The sequence below is a fragment of the Streptomyces sp. NPDC028928 genome, assembly GCF_055564915.1.
This window is the reverse complement of record NZ_JBVHVI010000005.1, coordinates 496,283-515,202: the sequence shown is the minus strand read 5'-3', so window position 1 is coordinate 515,202 and position 18,920 is coordinate 496,283. Positions and strand designations below refer to the sequence as shown.

Here is an 18,920-nt window from a genome sequence, read left to right as displayed (position 1 = left end):
GCGCGCCGTCTCCTCCGGAGACATGACGCGCCGTCACTACGTGACGGAGCGTTGCACCGTCGCTCCGCGACGGTTTTGTAACGCCGCTCCGCGACGTTACAGGATGGCTAGCGAGGACGGGCGCTGGCCCTTCGTCACCGTTACATAATTGAAGTGCCGGCATCGTTTGGCTTTGGGTGCTCGTATTGAGTTCCTGTCCTGCGAATTTAGTCTCTTGGGGCACTCGACTAAGTCAGCTCCACCTGCTCCACCTTGCCACCAGTATGCGTTGAAGCGCCCTCCGGGCGCCCTTCCTGCCTCCAATGTGTACCCACTTATGTAACGCTCTCAAGATCGGTACACATTATGTAACGGCTACTCTTCGTGTTTGAGAGAGTGGTCTGAACCTGTTGGGAAAAACTCAACGCCTGCAAGGGGTACCTACCAGAAGATTATGCACTCGCCGAGAACTCCCTTACATTTCCTGTTTGGGGGTGTTGGCTATTCTGTATCGGTTCTCTCTGGACGGTGTTCTCCAAAGGGGTGAATCGTTGTGTGCGAAGCAGAATATCAGGACCTAATTCGGGGCTCGTTTTTCGTGTGTGGGAGCTGGTGGGAGGCTTGTAGGACTTTTGTGTCTTCCGCCGGTTCGTCGCCGTGGTACCGCCCAACAGTGCTTTCAAGCAGTCTGGCGGTCGGCATGAGACGGCACCATCAGCCAGCCCCTGACCACGCTCGCGTCCCGGACGCGTTACCGGCCCCCGTCGACGAGTTCGTCGCGGGCCACGCCGAGCGACCGCCCCTTGTCGGCCTGGGCCGTGAGAAGCGCGGCCACCGCGGTGTCGCTCGCGAAGGACGGTCCCAGCTAGGTGGCCGGGACCGGCGCCGGCTCCAGTTGCACGTCGCTCCCGAATGTCCGGGCCGCGTCGAAGAGGGTCTGGAGCGTGTGGATGCTCGCCACGTCGAACGCGCCGATGAAGGTGTTCCAGGTCTGGGTGGCGGGGTCGTACTCGGACACGTGGCGCAGCACGGCCAGCTGCTCCTGCCAACGAGAATCATCGGGGCGCGCCGCCCGGATCGTAACCTGGAGCAGCCAGCGGTCGTTGGGGTGCAGGGTCGGTAAGGAGGTCATGTTCCGACCGTAGACGTGCCTGTGACAACGGGAGCCACCGCGGCAGGCAGTCTGGTCTGGGTCATACAGGCGCGACGGCTCCCTCTTCCTCTCGCGGCTCGCGTCCGATGATCGTCTGGACTAGAACGAGAGCGGCCTGCAGGACCAGGGCGATGCGGTGGCGGGGCGGGCAATCGGCCAGGTCGTGGAGGACGTTGTTGCGCAGATTCATGCCTTCGTTCGGGTCGGCAAGCAGGAGGCGGAAGACCGTCGGCCACGGTGCTTCGAAGCCTGCGGCTTCCATGTCAGCGATGAGTGCGCCGAGTTGGCTGACCTGGCCGGGCCGCTCCCCTTGGGCATGTTGGATCACAGGGACGTCTGCGGCCCTGAGATGGCGGCGCAAGAGGCCTTCGATGCGGGTCAGGGAGAGGGCGATGGCGACGTCGTCGTCGTGTTCGAAGTAGGCCTGAAAGGCGCGGGCGAGACCGCGCATGCGCTCGTGCGGTGCCACGGGGGGACGGGTGAACAGGGCGAGCAGCTCGTCGATGGTGGGGGTGAAACGCTCCTGGATGCGGTCGAGCTGGGCTTCCGCAAGAAGGCCGTACACGTCCATGGCGAGGGTGCGAGTGTCGGTCCCGACAGGGCGTGTGGCGTCCTGCGTGGGGGGCGTGGTCACGACGGGACCGTTCATGTTGATCTTTGCTGTCGGTAGGCGCAGGAGTCCGCGGAGCGTGCCGTCCGGGAAGGGCGTGTCCGCTGTCTCGGGCAGCGTGGGAGCGTTCGCGGCGAGCGTCCACAGCGCCTCACTGAGGTCGTGTGCGGTGTCAACGGCCGCAAGGGCGGGAGCGAAGAAGTCGGCGGGCACGTGTATCGGGATGCCGATCCGGGCCATATCGAGGTCCTCACGGTTGAGGCGCTGCTGCTGGCGGCGGATCTCCTCCAACGCCGCTGCGAGGCCCATCTTCTGGGCGTAAGCGGCGGCTTCCTCGAGACACATCAGCTGGACCACACCGCCGAACTGCTCGGCGCGGTTGGTGTAAGCGTCGACGATGCGCTCGTCGAGTCCACGCCGCTCGTCGTCGCCCGCAATACGCCGGAGGTCGGTCAGGAAGAACACGTGGTTGTGGAGGTCGGATCGATACAGGTCCGTGGCCCGCTCCAGCAGCGGGCGCACCCTGTCGTGGTACTCCCGGTGTTCAAGCAGCGGCTCAGCCAACGCCGCAATGACTCCTGGGGCCGGCTCATCCCATCCCAGAGCGGTGTCGGACAGGGCGAGCATCTCGGTGACGACGTCCTCCAGTACTGGCTGTCGGGTCGCGACGGCCAGCTTGTATGCCGCGACGAGCGCATCGGCGGCCTGCATCCGGCCGATCGAGGCGAGTGGTTCTGATTCGTCCAGGAGTGCGGGGGCGGCTTGGCGGTACGCGTCGACTGCCGAGCGCAGGTGCTCGATCGGTCGCGCGCCATGACGTGCCTCCCACAACAGGTGGTGCAGGCGTGCCCGTACCGTCGGGTGGCCGGCGGCCTGCGCGTAAGCCGCCCAGACCTCACGTGCTTCATCCGGTATCTGGCCGAGTTCGCGCGGCCAGGGTTCAGGTCCGGCGCCTTGGTATTCGCCCTGGAGCGTGCCGTCGGGCCGGGTGAAGAAGAGCATCGCGGCGCGCAGCGCCTCCAAGTGCTGTCTCTGCGCCTCGGCCCAGGTGTGCCGGTCGGCCGCGGCCGCGAGTCCCTCGGCCACGACCGAGTGCGAGGGATAGGACGCCGACGCGGCGTCCAGCGCCGCGAGCACGGCACTGTGCACCTCTGTCATCTTTTTTCCTGCCTTCCGCCGTCGTCCTTATGACGCCTCGCGCTCGCAGTTCTCGCGGGGCAGGACGGTGTAGACGAACGATGCGCAGTGATCGAAACTCGCCGATCCGTTGACCCTGTGGTGAGGGCCGGAGCTCTCCATGTAGATGTGGATGTCGGTGCGGGCAGCGACGTCGAAGTCGCTGACGTGCCAGGTGAGCTCGACGTCGCATCCCGTGTGGCGGGAGAGTTCGGTCTCGTGATTTGGCAGCATCCACCAGGTGAGTTCGCGGCCCTGGGGATCGGTTCCGCGGCAGCGGAATGCCACAGTGTCGCCGGGGTGCAGGACCAGCCCGGTGCGCAGCAAGGTGCCGTGTTCCATCGGGTCCTGCGGGAAGTTGTCGATGCAGTTGCCGAAGCTGTCCGTGACGCTGTCGATGCGCGCGAAGAAGTCGCCGACGGGGTCCTGGCTGCTCATGTAGATGGTCACCTTGTTCCGCATCTCGCCCGCGATGCCGCTGAGGAGTTCTTCTTCGAAGGGCAGCAAGTCTCGGCTGTGTGCCACAGAGTTCCGCAGGGCCTCGAAGCGGCTGAGCAATCCCATGGTCTCGCTCCGGTCGCCCAGCGCGGGCTTGAAGTCCTCCCAGTGCTTCTTCAGAAGCGTGAGGACGTCGAAGAACTGGGCGTACGCCAACTCATTGCTCGGCACTGCGGCGACGCCCCGCCGCATACGGCGACCAGTCTCTTCGTCTCGGATCTCTCGCAGCCGCTCCACCTTCTCGGCGGTGAACACCTGGGAGACCCAGTCCTTGCCCAGCTTCCTCGTGAGCACCGTGGTGATGAGGTTCCTCAGCGCCTGCTCGCACGCCGCCAACGCTTCCGCCGGCGCCATCTGCGGCATTGCCTCGCCCCCTTCCTGCACAGGTCCCGGAAGGTCATCATCCTCGTCACTCACCGCGCACGTCACCGGGTTATCACCCTGAGGAGTTCAGGCCAGGAGCCGTGCTACGAACCTCGCCGACGCTGTCGCCTTCGCCGTCGACTACACCGTCTGCGCGCACTGCCAGCTCGGGTGAGTCGAGCAGCCCTACACCATGGAGAAGTATCAGCGGTGCGGGATGGCCACCGCGGGCCTGGAGCACCCCGGCCTGTCCTGGCACGCCTTGGGCGGCCACTTCCAGGACTCCCGAGCCTTCTGGGCCGCTGTGGGCGCGGGCGTGTCGCGCCTGCCCCCACACGCTCGACGGATGAGCCCAACCAGGCCGCCCGGCCCGGGGAGGTTGCTGGCTGCCCTCCTTCGCCAGCGCCCCAGCACGCGTTGCGGTCGGTCATTTGGGGCGCGGCGCCGGCCGTCCAGCAGTGACGGCGTCGATCAACTGGGCCAGAACCACGTCACCCAGGCGGTCACAGCGGCTGCCGTCACAAGAGCGGCCGAAGCGGTCCACACGACCAACATCCACGGGAAGGCCCGCTGCGCCGCTTCGCCGATCTCGGCACGTGCTGATCCGCGTCGGTGCGCGACGGCAACGGGCGCAGTGACCGTCACGGAGGAGTTGTCGCCTGTGACGATATTGATGTTCTGGAGTGCTTGAGCGACCTGGTCCGGTGTCGGGTCCTGTTGGCCGTGCGGCATGGCGGCCCGCAGCTCCCCGACCAGCTGGACCAGCCGGGTACGGACCTGGTCCAGGACCCCCTCCATGGCTGACGGGTGTACAGCCCAGTACAGCCTTAGCACCTGCCGGGGAGAGTTCTGGCTCATGAATACGGCTACTTCGGCAGCCAGAGCCGGAGCGAGTTGCACCGTCTGACCTGGCTGCCGGGCGATGAGCGACTCGATCTGGCCGACACTCTGCCCGAGGCGGAGTACGTCGCCCAGGCTCTCACGGGCGAAGTCCGGCAGGTCGAACATGCTGACCGGCTGTTCCCGGAACTGGAACCTCCCTGCGAGGCCGTCCATCACCAAGGGTGCCGAGATCCTGCGGTAGTCGGGGATCGGCACGTCCGTGCCCTCATAGCCCTGGAGTTCCCGCAGTGCCCAGGTGCGTAGCGGTTCGGAGTGGGCATGCCCGCCCAGGGCGATCACCTGGCGCAGGATCGGGGCGAGCGGGCGGCTCTCGTTGAGGACGTCGTCCTCCAGCCGATCCAGGCGGCTGCGGCGGAGTCTCACTTCGCCACGATCACGGTGGCGATGACGCCGGCGATCGCCGCGACAGCCGCGACGGCGGTCCAGATGACCGAGGTTCGGTGCCACCAGGGCTGGGGCGTCGCGGGCGCGGGTTCGTTGACGTTGGCGCTCGCGGTGCCGCCGCGGTCCGCCTTCGCGTGCGGGGCGGAGATGTGGAAGGTGGAGCCGTCACCTCCCGTGATGTTGAGGGCCTGTTGCGCGGCCGAGTCGATCTGGTTGGGGTTGGGGTTCGGCTGGCCGGCGGGCATGGCTGCTCTCACTTCCGCGACGAATTGGGTCAGACGGGTTCTGATGTGATCGAGGACGCCCTCGATGCTTGGTTTGGCGATCGCCCAGTACAGAGACGTGACGTTGGTGAACTCCTGACCGCTTTGCTGCTGCTGCCGTGTCATTGCCAGGGCGTACTCGGCTGATCCAGGTGGGCTGAGATGCACCGTCCTGTCGCTGGTGGCGATCAGAGCTTCGAGTTCCCGGACTCCTTGCCGGATCGGTGCGTTCTCCTCGATGCCGCGCTCACCAACGCCTTGGGGCAGCCGGTGAACACTGACCCGCTGGGTGTTGACCTGGTTGCTATAGCCCGGCAGGTTAACGACGAACTCCGCTTCGAGCGGTGCCGGCACCTTCCGGTAGGAGGGCAGCTCATCGGCCGCCGGGTACCCCTGCAGTTCCTTCAGGGCCCAGGCGCGCAGTTCCTCATGGTGAGCGTAGCCAGCCAGCAGGAGGCAGTGCCGGAGGGCAGAGGCGAGAGAGGCAGTGTCATCCAGTACGGCGCGCTCAAGCTGCTCCAGGCCCCGAACGTCGGAAGTCGTCACAGCGCCCAGTCTGCCCTGCCCCACTGACACCCCGGTCACCTTCGTCATGCCGCGACCCGAGGATGGCTAGCCTCTCGAGGTCGGTGGTCCCGGACGCGGCGCGAGGCCGGTTGCAGGCCCACTTCTTGAGGTCGCCGACGCGGTAGAGGAGTTCGGCGCCGCGCTTGTCGACCGGCTTGGGGAAGGTCCGGTCGTTGGCGTAGGCGTAGCGCAGGGCGGCTGGTGGTCGCGTGAGAATGACATGGCCCTTCATCACTCATTTCAGCAACGAGTGAGCATCACCCGTCAGCGTCAACGACCAGGTCACCGCACCTGCGCCACTGACGCCCAGACGACGACATGCGACCGCCGCTCCCCCGCAGACCATCAGTCTTACGGGGCGCCGAGCGCCGCTTTGGGCCGGTCAGGTCGGCTGCGGGCGGTCGTGTCAGGCGCCGATGCCGATGTAGGAGACGTAGGTGTAGGCGCCCCAGTCGGAGTCGAGTTCGGCAATGATGTCGTCCCAGAGGTCTTCCATGGTGTCCAGGTCGCCGGCGACGAGGGCGTCGACGGCGTCGTCCCAGATGTAGCGGACCTGCCGGTGTTGGATCCTCAGGTTGTCGCGGCGGCGTGGCTCGTCGACGGCGGCCTGGTTGACGGGGTGGATCTCGATGCGGGTGCCGCGGCCGTTGCGGTTGAGGTGCTGCTTGAGGGCACCGGGATTGGTGAGCACGTTGTGGGCTCGCAGGTTCCAGTAGGCGGTGTCGATCGCTTCGAGGTTGGCCGGGCGCGGGCGCTGGGTGCCGCGGGTCCAGGCGCGGATCGTGGCGGGGGTAGCGGTGATGCCGGCGTCAGCCAGGGCTTGGGGGCCGCCTTTGGTGGTGGTGAGGTAGCGCATGCGGGCTTTCAGGCCGCGGCGGGTGTCGACTGGGGATTTGATTCCGCCGTCGATGATCATGCGTTCGAGGGCGTCTTCGAGGGCGCGGGCGAGGGCGATTTTGCCGTGGACGTTTCCGGGGTCGCGGTCTGCGCCGTAGGTGCCGAAGTTCTTCCATCCGTCGGTCGACATCTATCGGGCGCTCTTCCTCGGCAGGGTGTACTGGTCTTTTTGTTTCATCTGGGTGGTGAGGCGGCCTTCGGTGAATACCGTGCGCCAGTCGCCAGTGACGTGGAGTTCGTCGGTGCCGCGGACACGGACGACGGTCAGGCCGTTGCTGTGGGCCCGGTGGGATTTATACCAGAGGTTAGCGAATGCCTGGGAGCGGATGATGTGCATCCAGTCGGGTCGGCGGATGTCGCGGTTGACGCTTGATTCTCCGATGGTGGAGGTGAATTTCGAGTACATGGCTTTGATGTATTCGACGGTCACCGTGTCGTCGGCTTCGATGGCGTTTGCGCGGGCCTCGGTCAGGACGCGGCGGAATTTTTCCAGGAGGCCTTCGCTGGCGCCGGAGGTCCAGCGCTCGGTGATGTGCGGGGCCTCGCACAGGCCGAGGCGGGCGCAGCGGATGAGGAGGCGGATGGTGGCGTCGTCGAGGAGGACAGGGCCGTCTTCGCGACGGTTGCCGATGGGGTCGGGCAGGTGGGGGTGATGCCAGGTGGGGCGAGTGGGGAGGCGGTAGATGCCGGAGCGCTTGGGGTCGAAGCCTCCGTTGGGGTCGTGGATCAAGGCGCCGATGGGCAGGTGGGTCTTGAAAGCGGACAGGAAGCTGGCGTTGGTGTCGAGTGCGTTGACGGTGATCGGAGGGTGGGTGCCGTTTTGGAGGGCCTCCATGAGGCGGGTGTTGGTCCAGTTGTGGCGACCTTCCCAGATTTCGTCGGCGCCGTCTTTAGATTTCTTTCTGAGGAATTCGAGGGTTTCCGGGTAGACGGTGTGCTCGTAATTTCCGCCGACGCGGGTTGCTTCGAACAAGGCCATTGCGTTCGGTACGGCCTTTTTCACCAGGGCTTCGGTTGCGGCGGCGATGTCACCGTCGTGGTCGTGAAGGGCTTCGTCGACGGCGCGAGTGATCATGCCGGTGAAGTAGCTGTAGTCCCGGTTTGCGTAGCCGCCTTCAGGCGGGGGTGGGGCGGTGCGGCGGGGCGATGGCCTGCGCGGGGCGGCGGTGTGGGCTGTGGGGGCGGGCTCGCTGGGCATGGGGTCCGGGGGTGGGCTGGTGGGGGCTTGGAGAGGTGCCTGCGGGGTCTGTGCGGGGGTGTGCGGGGTCGCGGCCGGGGGTGGCGTCTGTGGCGCTGGTGTAGGGGTGACCGCGCTGGTGTAGGGGGTGGTGGGGTCGGTGATGCGGGCGTGGGCGAGGTCGGCGTGGAGAGTGAGGGTGGCCTGCGGGCCTAGGTCGCGTTCGGTGATGGTGGCGTGGATCTGGTCGGCGTCGCGAGTCAGGGTGATGGTGACGTCGAGGCTGAGCGCGGCGATCAGGTGGGGGTCGTCGGTGTCGACGGCGGCGAGGACGGGGAGCTCGTGGGTGCGGGCCAGGTGTGCGAGGGCCTGGGCGGCGTCGGTGATCTGGGCCGAGCCGGACAGCGGCAGCCGGGGGTCTTCGGTGGTCTGGAGGCGGTCGACCACGACGAGGGCCAGGCCGGGCAGGTCCGGAACGCTCTCGGCGATCGCGTCGGTGGTCAGGTCGGTGCCGTCGTCGATGTACAGCGGCGCTTGGGCCAGGTGGTGGTGGAGGGCTGCGGTGTCGTCCTGCTCGGTGGGGGTGAGGCGGCCGGCTCGCAGGCGGCGGTAGTCGACGGGCAGGTGCGCGGCGACGATGCGTGCGGCGATGTCGGCTCGAGTGAGTCCGGAGGCGGCGTACAGGACGGGTTGGTGCTGGTCGAGGGCGCTGGTGCGTGCAGCGGCGGTGGCGATCAGGCTGGATCCGGCGCCTGGGGCGGCGGCAACGAGATAGAAGCGCCCGGGCTGCAGGCCGCCCAAGGCGTCGTCCAGGGTGCGGATGCCCGTCGACAGGCCCATCAGGGGTGTGGGTGTGGCGGTGTCACCGGTGGGGACGGTGATCGGGAGGACGGTGTCCAGGGCTTGCGCGAGTGCGGCCAGGCGCCGCGGGGTGCGCGGCGCAGTGATGGCCGGTGGGCCGCCGGCCGGGATGGCCGTCTCGTGGCCGGTACCGGGCATCGCGGGAGTGGGGGCCGGCGGGCCCGGCTCGGGCGGGGCCGAGGAAGGTGCCGGGAGGGCGGCCGGCGGTGTGACCGGGTGCTGGAGTGTCGGGGGGCCGGGGGTGGTGGGGGTGGGAGCGGTAGCGATAGGGGCTGGCGAGCCGGTGAGGGTGGTCGGCGGGGCCGGTGTGGCTGGGGTGGTACGGGGTGAGGCGGGGGGCGTATGGGCAGGTGCAGGCGTGTCTTGGGCTGGTGGCGCCGGTTCCGGCCGTGGTTCCGAGGGCGTGGTGGGTGCAGCGGCCGCTTCGGCCGGAGGAGTTGTCGGCGCGGATGCGAGGTCTTTGGCGGCCTCGGCTTCGGCTGTTGTGGTCGGGAGGGGGTTCTGGATTGGTTGCTGGCCCTCAAGGGGTGTTGTGGCGGAGACCGATGCTGCTGGTGCAGCCGGAGCCGCTGTGTCGGGTGCGGGCTCGGCTTGAAGTGCGGGCGGGGTGGGGGTGCCGTCCGCGGCTGCGGCGAGCAGGACGGCGACGGGGGTCTTGTGCCGGCACAGCACCTGGGGGTGGCCCTCGGCGCCGTACTGGATCAGATCCCCGAGCTTTTTGCGGGCGTCCACGAAGCTGTGGGTGGGGGCTTGGGTGAGGTCCCAGCCCAGTTCCGTTGCGTGGGCGGGGGTGGTGAGCAGTGCATGGTGCGGGCCGCGTGTCAGGGGTGTGGGGTGCCCTTGGATGGCGGCGTTGATCAGCTGCTTAAGTGTGCTGCGGGCCTCGTGCAGCGTCGCCGGGCCGGTGCGCGCCAGGGCGTGTGGTGTGTCCGCGTCAGGAGCGGTGGAGGTTGTTCCCGGCTCGTCCAACGGGCCTTCAACTGACTCGAGTTGACTGTTCTCGCCGTGTCGGTGGCCGGCGTCTTCGGAGGCCGTCTTGGCCGCTGCGGATGGGGTGGGAGGTGTCGGGAAACTCAGGGGCCAGTTGCCCGCCCAGCGCGGAGCCTGGTCGGACGGCTCCGTCGAGGCTGCGGGCGGGGCAGTGTGGGCGGGGTTGCCCGGCACGGCAGCGCCGGAAGACGCCTCACCGGCGGTGCGGGATGAACGCGAGGACACTCGGGGGCTCCAAGAGCAGAAGCGGCAAGCGGGTTGCGAGGGGGAAGGTCAGGCAGTCGGCTCGGCAGCGACCGCCTCTGCGAAACGACCGCGCCACCAAAATGTAACGCTGCCACCCAGTATAGCTGACGTTACATAATATTCGCTGGAATTATGTAACGTCGGGGAGTCGCGGGTGATCACGGGGCCCGGTCCTGCCTCCAGTCAGCTCGGACCGTCAGGCGAGTGGCAACCCGCTCCATGGGGGGAACAGGTTCTGTCATGGCCTTCAGCAGGGGTCGGAGGGCGGACTGCTCGACGGTCTGTGTTTGCCTTTCGGTCTCGTCCTCGGGCTCATCGTCAGGAGCGCACGCTGGAGACCCGGCCGCCCCCGAGCCGACGTGCGCGCTCGGGGCTGGGCCTTGGGCGGCCGCGTATGACCATGGCCGGCGCAGGTACTCACGCGCTGGGCTCACCGCGGCGGAAGGGAGGCGAGATGAGACCGCACGCGTCGGCTGAGCTGAGCTGCGCATCGGGTATCGCGCAGGAGTGCGGCAAGGTTGTGCCACACGATCTGGCGGATGTTCTCGGGTGTCGTTCGGTGGTGGCGTGCGAGTGCCTGCTCCACGAGGGCGACGTTGCCGGGCAGTGGTTGGTCGGAGCTGCGGTCACCGAAAGGGTGGTCGGTCTCGGTCAGGACGCGGTCGAGGGGGATGGTCTCCAGCAGTGCGGTCTTGCGTACGGCGGAGGCGTTGAGGGAGAAGTAGCAGCCGAGGCTGACGGCACGGGCGGTCTGAGCCGGATCGCCGAGCCACCAGTGGAGGACCATACCGGGTACAGGGGCACGTTCCAGCTCGTGGAGGATCTGCTCGCAGGCGGCGTGGCTATGGATGCTGGCGATGCGCGGGGTGCGGGCGAGGACGTCGAGGACCCGGCGAAGGGTGGCCTGCTGGCGGTCCATCGGGACGCGGCTCTTGCCGTCGAGCCCGATCTCGCTGACCAGGGGGGTGCGGTCGATCAGCTGGGTGAAGGTGTCGGGGTCGAAGCCGGTGTGGCTGCGGGCGAGTCCGGGATGGATGCCGACTCCCCAGATGATCCGCTCGTCGCGCCGCTGGACGGCTCGGGCGGCCTCGGTCAGGGAGCGGGTGGCGGCGAAGACGACGGCGCCCAGGCCGGCGAGGTCGTCGGCCGGAACGCTGGTGTCGATGTGCGCGTGCAGGTCCAGCGGCGGCAGTGCGCTCGTCCTCATGGGTACAGCAGCTCCAGTTCCGCGATGCCCCGCCTGCAGAGCTCGTAGGCCTGGCGGGTGGGGTAGTCGGGGGGCAGGTTCAGGGTGGTGATGTCGGCTGGGCGCAGGCCGCGGGCGAGGAAGGTACGCAGTGACGGTTCGACCGACTTGCTGTGCAGGTATGTGGCCAGGTTCGCGTCCTGGCGGGTGTGCAGGTAGTCGGTCGAGTCCTCGAGCTGTGCCGCGCGGAAGGAGGCCCGGCGCAGCAGGCAGCCGAAGCACACTCCGCAGTGGGTCCGCACCGGGATGCGGTGGCTGCGGTGTCCAGTATGGGCGCAGGAGTGGGTGCGGCTGAGCAGCCGGGCAGCCGGGGCGGTGCCGACCAGTTCGGCGGCCTGGGTGAACATCTCGCCCTTGGTGTGGGTGGCGAAGGGGTTGTGGATGACGGCGTGGGCTCCGGCATCGCGGGCGATGGCGGCCAGGGTCTGCAGGAAGAAGGGGTGGGTGGTGCGGGTGGACAGGGCGCCGCGCTGGTCGGCGGTGAGCGGCACGTTGAGGGATGCGAAGCCGTTCTCCGGGATCCACAGCGGTACCTTCTCCACCGCTGCGGCAGCAAGCCCCAGGGCGAGGAAGAGCAGCGAGCGGGTGCGGGTGGAGTACTCGTTGGGCAGTTTTGCGCCGCTGGACTGACGGTTTTTGCGGGAGAAGCGGAGGGCTTGATGGGGCTGCGGGGGTCCGTCGATGAGGTGGGCGATGTCGGCGGCGACGTTCCGCTGGATCGGCGCGAGGGTGGTGGCTCCGACATGGGAGAGCAGCAGATGCCGGCCTGGGCCGACGTCGTGGCGGGAGAGCAGGGCGCCGATCGCCGAGTCGGCGCCACCACTGAGCAGGACCACGCGCCGCACCCCGGGATGTGGTGTGTCGCGGACTGTTTCTTGCGGGGTATCGGCGCGGCGGAAGCGGATCGACCACCGGTCGCCGGACAGGAATCCCAGGAGGGCTTCGAGCCGTTCGCACAGCGCGTCCCAGCGGGCCGGGGCGTAGACGGGTACGTCCAGTTCGAAGGTGCGTTGGGTCCAGTTGGAGCGGGCTGCGCGGCGGGGTGTGGTGCGGTCGGCGGCATAGACCAGGGCGGCCAGGCGGACCAGTTCGATGTTGGGCTCGGGGACGGGGCCCAGTGCTCCCAGGCGTGGTCCGAGGGTGGAGACGAAGGAGCCGCCCGAGTCGGGGGGCCACCAGAACGAGGTGAGGTCGGCGGGCTCGGGTCGTGAGGGGTCCGCGGCATTCAGGTGCAGGGTGTAGGCGGGCATCAGGGCTCCATCCAGATGGACCGCATCGCGTCGATGCCCTCTTCGACGGCTCGGGTGATCTCGGCGGTGCTGGGGCCGGTGATCGTGAGGGAGGCCCGGTCAGCCAGGACGCGTGCGGTCTCGCGCAGTTGGCGTTCGCCGTCGGCGGTGGCCCAGGCGGGGCGGGAGCCGTCGTTCATCCCGGCTGCGGTCTCACCGATGACCGCCTCGAAGATGATCAGGGCCAGGGTTTCCCGGACGACTTCGTCGGGGCTGGGGGGTGTGCTGTCGGTGCCGGCTTCCAGGACCCACTGAGCCACCTCGCTGGCGACGAAGCGGCGTTCTTGGTCCTCGATGGTGCCGTCGGCGAGCGGTCCGCAGGCCGCGTCCACGATCCGGCGGGTCCAGTCGATCGGGTCGCCGGCTGCGGCCTGCAGTTCGGCGTAGTTGAGGCCGAGTTCCTGCAGCGCCTGCACGTTGCCGGTGCGGTAGGCGTAGGCCGCGGCTGCCGCGCGGCCCGCCGTGCGGGAGGACTGGGCGATGGTGCGCTGTGCTCCTCCCCCGGCGCGGCCCCCGCCGCCGGCCCCTGCGCCGCTTGTTCCGCCGCCTGGGCCGTCTGCGTGTCCGCCGGAAGTCCTGAACAGGCCGAGGGCAGGCAGCAGTTGATCCGGGCTGAGGTGTGGCGGGGGCGCACCGGGGCCGGATCCGGCCAGGGCATCGAGCCACTGCGTGACGTTGTTCTGCAGTTGTTTGCTGGCCGGTGTGCCGTTTCCGGTGTAGGAGCCTTTGGTGCCCATCAGGGACGGCTTCCCGTGTTCAGGGCCATCTCCAGGGTGCGCTTGATCCGGTCCGGGTCGGCCGGGGCGTGGCTCTTCCAGTGCTCCAGCGCGCTGCGGAAGACGGAGTTGGAGGCCGGGAGGGCCAGGATGGTGGCCGGTTCCAGTTCACCGGCCGGGATGGACTGCAGGAGGCGGGCGGCCCGGTCGGCGGTGGCCGGGTAGGCGGTGGCGATGCGGACCAGGCTGCGCACGGCTGCGGTCTGTTCGGCCGGACGGTCCCGGCCTGCCCGGCCGAGGTACTCGACTAGGCTCAAGGCGTCGTCCTCACCGAGCGCCGTGATGTCGGCGTCGGTCACCCGGCGTTGATCAAAGCGCACCGTGGACAGCAGGTTGGCCGCGATGTCCCGAAGCCTGCCCGGCAGCCCGGCGTCGAGGAGTTGCTCGCCCGAGAACGCTGCCGCCAGGTAGAGGTAGGGGGCCAGGTCCACGGTGTCGAGGCCTGGGGGGAGTTTGGCCCATCGGATCAGTTCGTCCTCGAAGGCCACGGGCTCGGTCTCGTCCGCATCCGGCGCCGGGCTCTGCTCTTCCTCCGGGGATCCAGCGTCATCGGGTGTGGGGGGCTGCGGCGTGGGCCGGCCGGCGGCTGCCTCCAGCTTGGTCATACGGGAACGCAGTTCGCCGCGGGCCAGCCAGCCCAGGACGGTGGTGAAGGCGTCTGGCAGAAGCTTCTCCAGCACCATGAGCTTGGCCACGATGTCCGGTTCGAGGACGATGCCGCGCTGACCGGCGTCGGACTGGCGTACCCGCAGGTCGTTGAGGAAGCGTTTGATGCGGCGGGGGCTGCCCTGGAGCTTCTCGTAGAGGATCGGCGTCATCCGTGAGGCAAAGGCCAGTTCGGCGGAGATGTCACTGCCGTCCACGGCCGTGGCCAAGTCGTCCAGCAGGCCCTTCTGTCTGCGCAGGTGTACGCAGGCGTCGATGTAGGGGGTGAGCTCCTCGACAGGCAGGCGCTGGGAGAGTTGCAGCAGGACGAGGAATGCCTCGGTGTCGAAGCGGCTCAGGGTGGGCAGTGGCACCGTGGTCTGCACGATCTTGTGCAGGTAGAGGCTGGCAGGCTCCTCGAAGTACCGCTCGCCTGCACCTTGTTGTCCATTGCCTGGATCGGGGAAGCGGACCCGCAAAGCATCGGCCACCCGGTGCTCGTCGGCGGCGACGACGAACGCCATCGTCGGCACCGCCAGAAACAGCCGGATGGTCTCCAGCGTGTCCACGACCGTTTCGGGCAGGCAGCGATCGAGATCGTCGACTAGCACGACCACCCGCCTGAGATGGCTGAGCTCCGCAGACTCCATCAGTGTGCGGAACTCGCTGCGGAACTCTTCAAGTCCGCGTGACGGAGGGCCTGTCGCATCGGCGTCCTGGTTGCCGGGCTCGGTGTTGATCAGGCTGGTGAGATCGTCGACTGACGGCAGTTGCAGGGTCAGCGACGTCTTTGCCGCCAATTGGAGCGCTTTGGCCCAGTCGACCCGCTGCCGCAGCTTGGTCAGTAGCGCCCTGGTGCGGCTCGGGGGCTGGCCCGGTCCTTCTCTCCTGGCGAGTTCGGCAGCGACGGCGGTGAGCACCTCGCCGATCAGGGTTTCCTTGGCACCGACACTGGGGTCGTAGCGCCACGGATCCGTACTGATCACGAGAACGGTCGCGTCCGTCTCGGGGGGCTGTGGGGCAAGCGCATCCTCGATCAGGCGGAGCACCGTGGTCTTGCCGCTCCCCCAGGCACCCGACACCCCCACGGTCACCGGATCAAGAGCGTCGTCGAGCACGGCCTGGACCACGGTCTTGGCCACCGCGTCGAAGGAGAGCAGATCCAGACGTGTCGGCTCGTCCGACCACAGCCGTGAAGACATATCGCTCACGCCCCCAGCCTGCGACCCCTTTGTCGCAGTCAGCCTCTTGCCAAAGCACCACGCGCCCGACTGTTCCCGAATGTGCAGCGAACGCACACGATAACCCTCGAATCCGTCTCAACAACAGCCACAGAGGCACTCGTTTCCGGCACCCCACCGGGTCACCAAGACCTTCGGCCCCGCCCTGACGTGCATCCCAGCGCCTGCTCCAGCGGCACTCCCCCGGCGTGGAGACGGCACGCGCCCTCACTCGCCCTGTCCGCGGCAGTGCGGCCCCGGAGGGCCTCACGGGCCGGCGTCGAGGCTGCCGGCAGCACACGCCCGCGGCGTTGGAGAACAGCGTCAGCTCTCGGGTGCGGTGCACTGTACCTGCGCCCACGCACTGGTCAGTCAGATCGTGTCGTCCTGCGCGGCCGGCCAGCCGAACGGGTCCGTGTGCTCGATGTCGTCCGTCCAGTAGCCGTACCGCTCACCGAGCACCGACAGCAGTGCCTGAGAGTCGAGCGGGCCGGGGCGGACGACGAGGCCGAGGCCGCGCGCAGTGCTCACCGCAGCCACGGACAGGTGAGAGCGCAGGGCATGCTCGGTGAATGCCTCTGCAGGAACAGCCGGGTCGTCTGGACGCTCGGGGGCCTGCATGGCGGCGAGGATGCGAGCTCGGTGATCCGGGGAAACGCCCGGCGAGGGGCGCAGGCCCTGCTGCTGAGCGCGATGGTTCCCGACCGCGTTGGCGATGGCGGTCAGCAGGTGCCAGTCGCGCCATCCTTCTTGCCTCAACTGCGTTGCAATGCGACGGAAGCCGGGGTCCGCGGCGAGGCGGGGAAGGGTGTAGCGCACGATGGGGAGCATGACCGCATAGCGGTTGCGGACGGTGTCGAGGGCTGTCTCGTGCTCGTAGCCGGGCCCAGACCCGGTGCGGGCCGGCAGGGCAGCCGATTTCGCCTGGCCGCGCGGTGTGCCTGCTCCGACGGCCGGGTCGGCGAGCGCAGCCATCGTCTGGTAGTCGTCGGCCCTGAGGAAGTCGGCCAGTTCGTCGTAGGGGCGGCCGACGAAGAACTTGTGCCAGAGGCCGCTGGCGAGCGCCTGCTCGACGAGGTGCATGAATGCCTCGTCGGAGAGCAACGACTGGGAGAGCACCACCTTGACCAGGGCAGTGAGCAGACGGGACGGTTCTGTTTCCAGGTTCGCGGAGGCGGCCGTGGGCAGGCGCAGCCTCCACCGGTTCGTGTCCCGGTCGGTGCTCTGCTCGCAGACGGCGGGCTGGTCGTGGGGCAGGGTGGCGTCTGCGCGGATCTCGACGCTCAGGCGTCCGGGCAGGAACAGCGGGTCTCCTACGGCGAGTTCGCCGAGGAACACCTGGAGCGCTGCGGTGTAGCGTTCCGCGGCCAGCACCGACAGCCGGTCGTTCGGGCAGGTGATCTCCCAGTCGACACCGAGCGCGTTCCAGGCATAGCGGCGTGTGGGGCCGGCGTCGCTGAAGGGCCGTCCCACGCCGTGTGTATCGGCCTCTTCGGCGTACGCCTCTTCGGTTGCTGTGGGGACGTCGGCGGTGGGGGCGAGCAGCTCGTCGATGAGGGTGTCGATGCCCACCGAGGCGGTGATCTCGCGGAGCAGGGGGACGAAGCCGGGCCGCACCGCGCCGGCCACGTGCAGGGTGAGTGCCTGGTCGGCCATCATCTCCCAGACGTAAGGGTAGCGTTCGTCGTTGTACGGCTCGTCACAGTAGTCGGTTTGTGCCATGAGGCCGATGCAGAACAGACGGGTGGCGGAGATCCAGTTTCCGGCCTGGCGGTCGTACTGGGCGGCGTGGATGATGCCGCGAGGGACGAAGCGACTGAGTTCGGGGTTGGGTGCGGACTTTGCGGCGGTGGCGGCTGCGAGCGCGTACTGCTTGGCGGCGATGGACAGGCCGAGTTCGCTGTAGAGGCGCGCGCACAGCAGCAGCATGACCAGGCCGCCCTGGAGGGTGTCGCCGCGCAGCCAGTTGGCCTTTGCTTCGTGGATCTCCTGGAGTGCTTGCGGGATGCGGCCGCTCTTGATCAGGGCGTGGCCCCGGGACTGGGCGCGTTCGCCGCGTGCGGTCTGGCCGGTGACCCGGTCGGTTGCCTGATCGAGCAGGTCACGGACCTCCCGATACAGCGGGTGGTCGACCAGTACGGGGGCGAGGTAGTCGAAGAGGTCGGCGGTGTGCTCGATGGGGAACAGCGGCGCGTTGTCCAGGTGGTGGCCCAGTCGGAGCAGGGTGTTCATGGCGGTGTCTAGGTCGGTGAGCGGTGGCCCCGTCTGCAGGGCAGGTATCGGCTCACCGGCTTCTACCGCTTCGAAGACGGATGCGGTGACTTCCGCGACGGTCGGCAGGTCCTCGGGCACGGATTCGAGGTCGGCGGTCATGTCGGTGTTCAGGGCCAGGCGGGCCCGCATGGCCAGCAGATGGGCCATGGCGTTGGCGGGCGGGTCCGCGTCCAGCAGGCGGTCGATCTTGTCGGCCAGCAGGCGCTGCCAGCCGCACAGGTCGTGTGCGGTCAGCGCGGTGAGGCGGCGGATCAGCGCCCCGAATGCGTATCCGAGGAGTACGACGGCGTCCTCGAGGATTCCGGGGTCGGTGAGGGTGTCGTCGGCGGTGACCGTGTCGAAGAAGTCGCGGGCCAGCTGGTCTGTCGGGTGCATGTCGCCGAGGCCGCGCAGGGTTGCCACGACGATCTCGTAGCGGGCCCGCAGGGCGGTGTGCTCCCCCGCTGCGGCGGCCAGCAGAGCACGTGCGTAGCCGATCCATTCCGGCAGATCGGCACGCGCCTCGTCGTGGAAGGTGGCGTGGCGCAGCGGGCCCCGCAGGTCCACCAGGTCGCCCAGGGTGCGGGCCGGCTCGTTGTTTGCCTGCCATCGCCGGCGGGCTTCGGCATACCAGTCGGGCAGTTCACCAGCTCCGTCCGGGCGCGGTGGAGCGAGGTCGGAGGGCAGGTGAAGGTACTGGACAGCGAGGTGGAACAGGTCGTAGTCGCCGAGGTGGAGGGCGAGGGCGGCCGCGTCCCAGATCTCCAGGTCGACCTGGTGTGTCCGGGCGGCTTCGTCGATCAGGTCGTGCCGCTTCCTCGTGGGCACGGCGGTCACCGTGAAGTAGATGACACGGTCAACGGGTGTGCCCTGCCCGCAGATCGATGCCAGGTCCTTTCGGATCTTGCCGGGGATGTCGGTGCTTTGGATGGTGCAGGCCATCACCACCCGCTGGGTGGAGGCCAGCGACGCGAACAGGGACGTGCCGGGCAGCTCCCGGGGAATGTTGCTCCAGTGGCTTTCGGCGTCCCGGCCCTGGTCCCCGCCGCCGCTGACGGGGCCTGTCGCCGGCAGCAGATTGCTGGTGATCCTCCGGCGGGCCAGGCCCAGGCACAGGGCCTCGAACTCGTGGTGGCTGTTGCTCTCGCCGAGAATGCTCAAGGCGAAGCGGATACGCTTCTCAAGCTGGACGGCATCGTCACTCACGTCGTTCCCCCCTGGTCTCACTACCGCAGTCACGCACGACCAGTGTCCAGTACCCCACTGACATCCCGGGTCCATGGACGCGTCCGCGGCGCTGAGCGAACAGGGGTTTCAGCCGCCGGGCGCTTGTTCATGTGTGTCACGTACCGGCGCCCCGCGTGGGCGGAGCCTCGGCAACTCGCGGTGCGCGACGATGGGGCTATGGCTGAGGACCCCGCTGC

12 protein-coding genes are annotated in these 18,920 nt (G+C 68.4%); all 12 read right to left on the bottom strand.

Annotated elements, in window-relative coordinates; all coding sequences use genetic code 11:
* Window positions 1–844 precede the first annotated feature (844 nt).
* The 12 genes from ACZ4U1_RS15750 to ACZ4U1_RS15695 all read right to left on the bottom strand — a co-directional run bounded on the left by ACZ4U1_RS15750 (window position 845) and on the right by ACZ4U1_RS15695 (window position 18,657).
* On the bottom strand, window positions 845–1,111 hold the full coding sequence (locus ACZ4U1_RS15750) for a hypothetical protein (RefSeq protein WP_467903510.1): 267 nt from the start codon (window positions 1,109–1,111) through the stop codon (window positions 845–847).
* Between the two features lie 61 nt (window positions 1,112–1,172).
* Window positions 1,173–2,900 (bottom strand): hypothetical protein, encoded by a 1,728-nt coding sequence (locus ACZ4U1_RS15745; RefSeq protein ID WP_467903508.1) that lies wholly within the window; start codon window positions 2,898–2,900, stop codon window positions 1,173–1,175.
* Between the two features lie 27 nt (window positions 2,901–2,927).
* Complete coding sequence (locus ACZ4U1_RS15740) at window positions 2,928–3,779, bottom strand: Swt1 family HEPN domain-containing protein (RefSeq protein WP_467903506.1); 852 nt, start codon at window positions 3,777–3,779, stop codon at window positions 2,928–2,930.
* Window positions 3,780–4,250: 471 nt separating this feature from the next.
* Complete coding sequence (locus tag ACZ4U1_RS15735) at window positions 4,251–5,045, bottom strand: AbiTii domain-containing protein (protein WP_467903504.1); 795 nt, start codon at window positions 5,043–5,045, stop codon at window positions 4,251–4,253.
* Window positions 5,042–5,875, bottom strand: coding sequence for an AbiTii domain-containing protein (locus ACZ4U1_RS15730; RefSeq protein WP_361255008.1), 834 nt, complete (start codon window positions 5,873–5,875; stop codon window positions 5,042–5,044). The genes ACZ4U1_RS15735 and ACZ4U1_RS15730 overlap by 4 nt, the downstream gene beginning before the upstream one ends.
* Window positions 5,876–6,302: 427 nt before the next feature.
* On the bottom strand, window positions 6,303–6,923 hold the full coding sequence (locus tag ACZ4U1_RS15725; protein WP_191878417.1) for a hypothetical protein: 621 nt from the start codon (window positions 6,921–6,923) through the stop codon (window positions 6,303–6,305).
* The gene (locus tag ACZ4U1_RS15720) at window positions 6,924–8,969 is read right to left on the bottom strand and encodes a DnaB-like helicase C-terminal domain-containing protein (protein WP_467903501.1); all 2,046 of its coding nucleotides are present in this window, start codon (window positions 8,967–8,969) and stop codon (window positions 6,924–6,926) included.
* Between the two features lie 1,528 nt (window positions 8,970–10,497).
* Window positions 10,498–11,274 (bottom strand): TatD family hydrolase, encoded by a 777-nt coding sequence (locus ACZ4U1_RS15715; protein WP_467903500.1) that lies wholly within the window; start codon window positions 11,272–11,274, stop codon window positions 10,498–10,500.
* Window positions 11,271–12,563, bottom strand: coding sequence for a hypothetical protein (locus ACZ4U1_RS15710; protein WP_467903499.1), 1,293 nt, complete (start codon window positions 12,561–12,563; stop codon window positions 11,271–11,273). Before ACZ4U1_RS15710 ends, ACZ4U1_RS15715 begins: the two co-directional genes overlap by 4 nt.
* Window positions 12,563–13,339 (bottom strand): hypothetical protein, encoded by a 777-nt coding sequence (locus ACZ4U1_RS15705; protein ID WP_467903497.1) that lies wholly within the window; start codon window positions 13,337–13,339, stop codon window positions 12,563–12,565. Before ACZ4U1_RS15705 ends, ACZ4U1_RS15710 begins: the two co-directional genes overlap by 1 nt.
* Window positions 13,339–15,225: a KAP family P-loop NTPase fold protein gene (locus ACZ4U1_RS15700; protein ID WP_467903547.1), complete on the bottom strand. Its 1,887-nt coding sequence runs from the start codon at window positions 15,223–15,225 to the stop codon at window positions 13,339–13,341. The genes ACZ4U1_RS15705 and ACZ4U1_RS15700 overlap by 1 nt, the downstream gene beginning before the upstream one ends.
* Window positions 15,226–15,615: 390 nt before the next feature.
* The gene (locus ACZ4U1_RS15695; protein ID WP_467903495.1) at window positions 15,616–18,657 is read right to left on the bottom strand and encodes a hypothetical protein; all 3,042 of its coding nucleotides are present in this window, start codon (window positions 18,655–18,657) and stop codon (window positions 15,616–15,618) included.
* Between the last annotated feature and the right edge of the window lie 263 nt (window positions 18,658–18,920).

Excerpts from the sequence above, each read along its gene's own strand:
- ACZ4U1_RS15725 (WP_191878417.1), bottom strand. The coding sequence starts at position 6,923 with ATGTCGACCGACGGATGGAAGAACTTCGGCACCTACGGCGCAGACCGC.
- ACZ4U1_RS15720 (WP_467903501.1), bottom strand. The coding sequence starts at position 8,969 with ATGCCCGGTACCGGCCACGAGACGGCCATCCCGGCCGGCGGCCCACCG.
- ACZ4U1_RS15705 (WP_467903497.1), bottom strand. The coding sequence starts at position 13,339 with ATGGGCACCAAAGGCTCCTACACCGGAAACGGCACACCGGCCAGCAAA.
- ACZ4U1_RS15700 (WP_467903547.1), bottom strand. The coding sequence starts at position 15,225 with ATGTCTTCACGGCTGTGGTCGGACGAGCCGACACGTCTGGATCTGCTC.
- ACZ4U1_RS15750 (WP_467903510.1), bottom strand. The coding sequence starts at position 1,111 with ATGACCTCCTTACCGACCCTGCACCCCAACGACCGCTGGCTGCTCCAG.
- ACZ4U1_RS15740 (WP_467903506.1), bottom strand. The coding sequence starts at position 3,779 with ATGCCGCAGATGGCGCCGGCGGAAGCGTTGGCGGCGTGCGAGCAGGCG.
- ACZ4U1_RS15745 (WP_467903508.1), bottom strand. The coding sequence starts at position 2,900 with ATGACAGAGGTGCACAGTGCCGTGCTCGCGGCGCTGGACGCCGCGTCG.
- ACZ4U1_RS15710 (WP_467903499.1), bottom strand. The coding sequence starts at position 12,563 with ATGCCCGCCTACACCCTGCACCTGAATGCCGCGGACCCCTCACGACCC.
- ACZ4U1_RS15715 (WP_467903500.1), bottom strand. The coding sequence starts at position 11,274 with ATGAGGACGAGCGCACTGCCGCCGCTGGACCTGCACGCGCACATCGAC.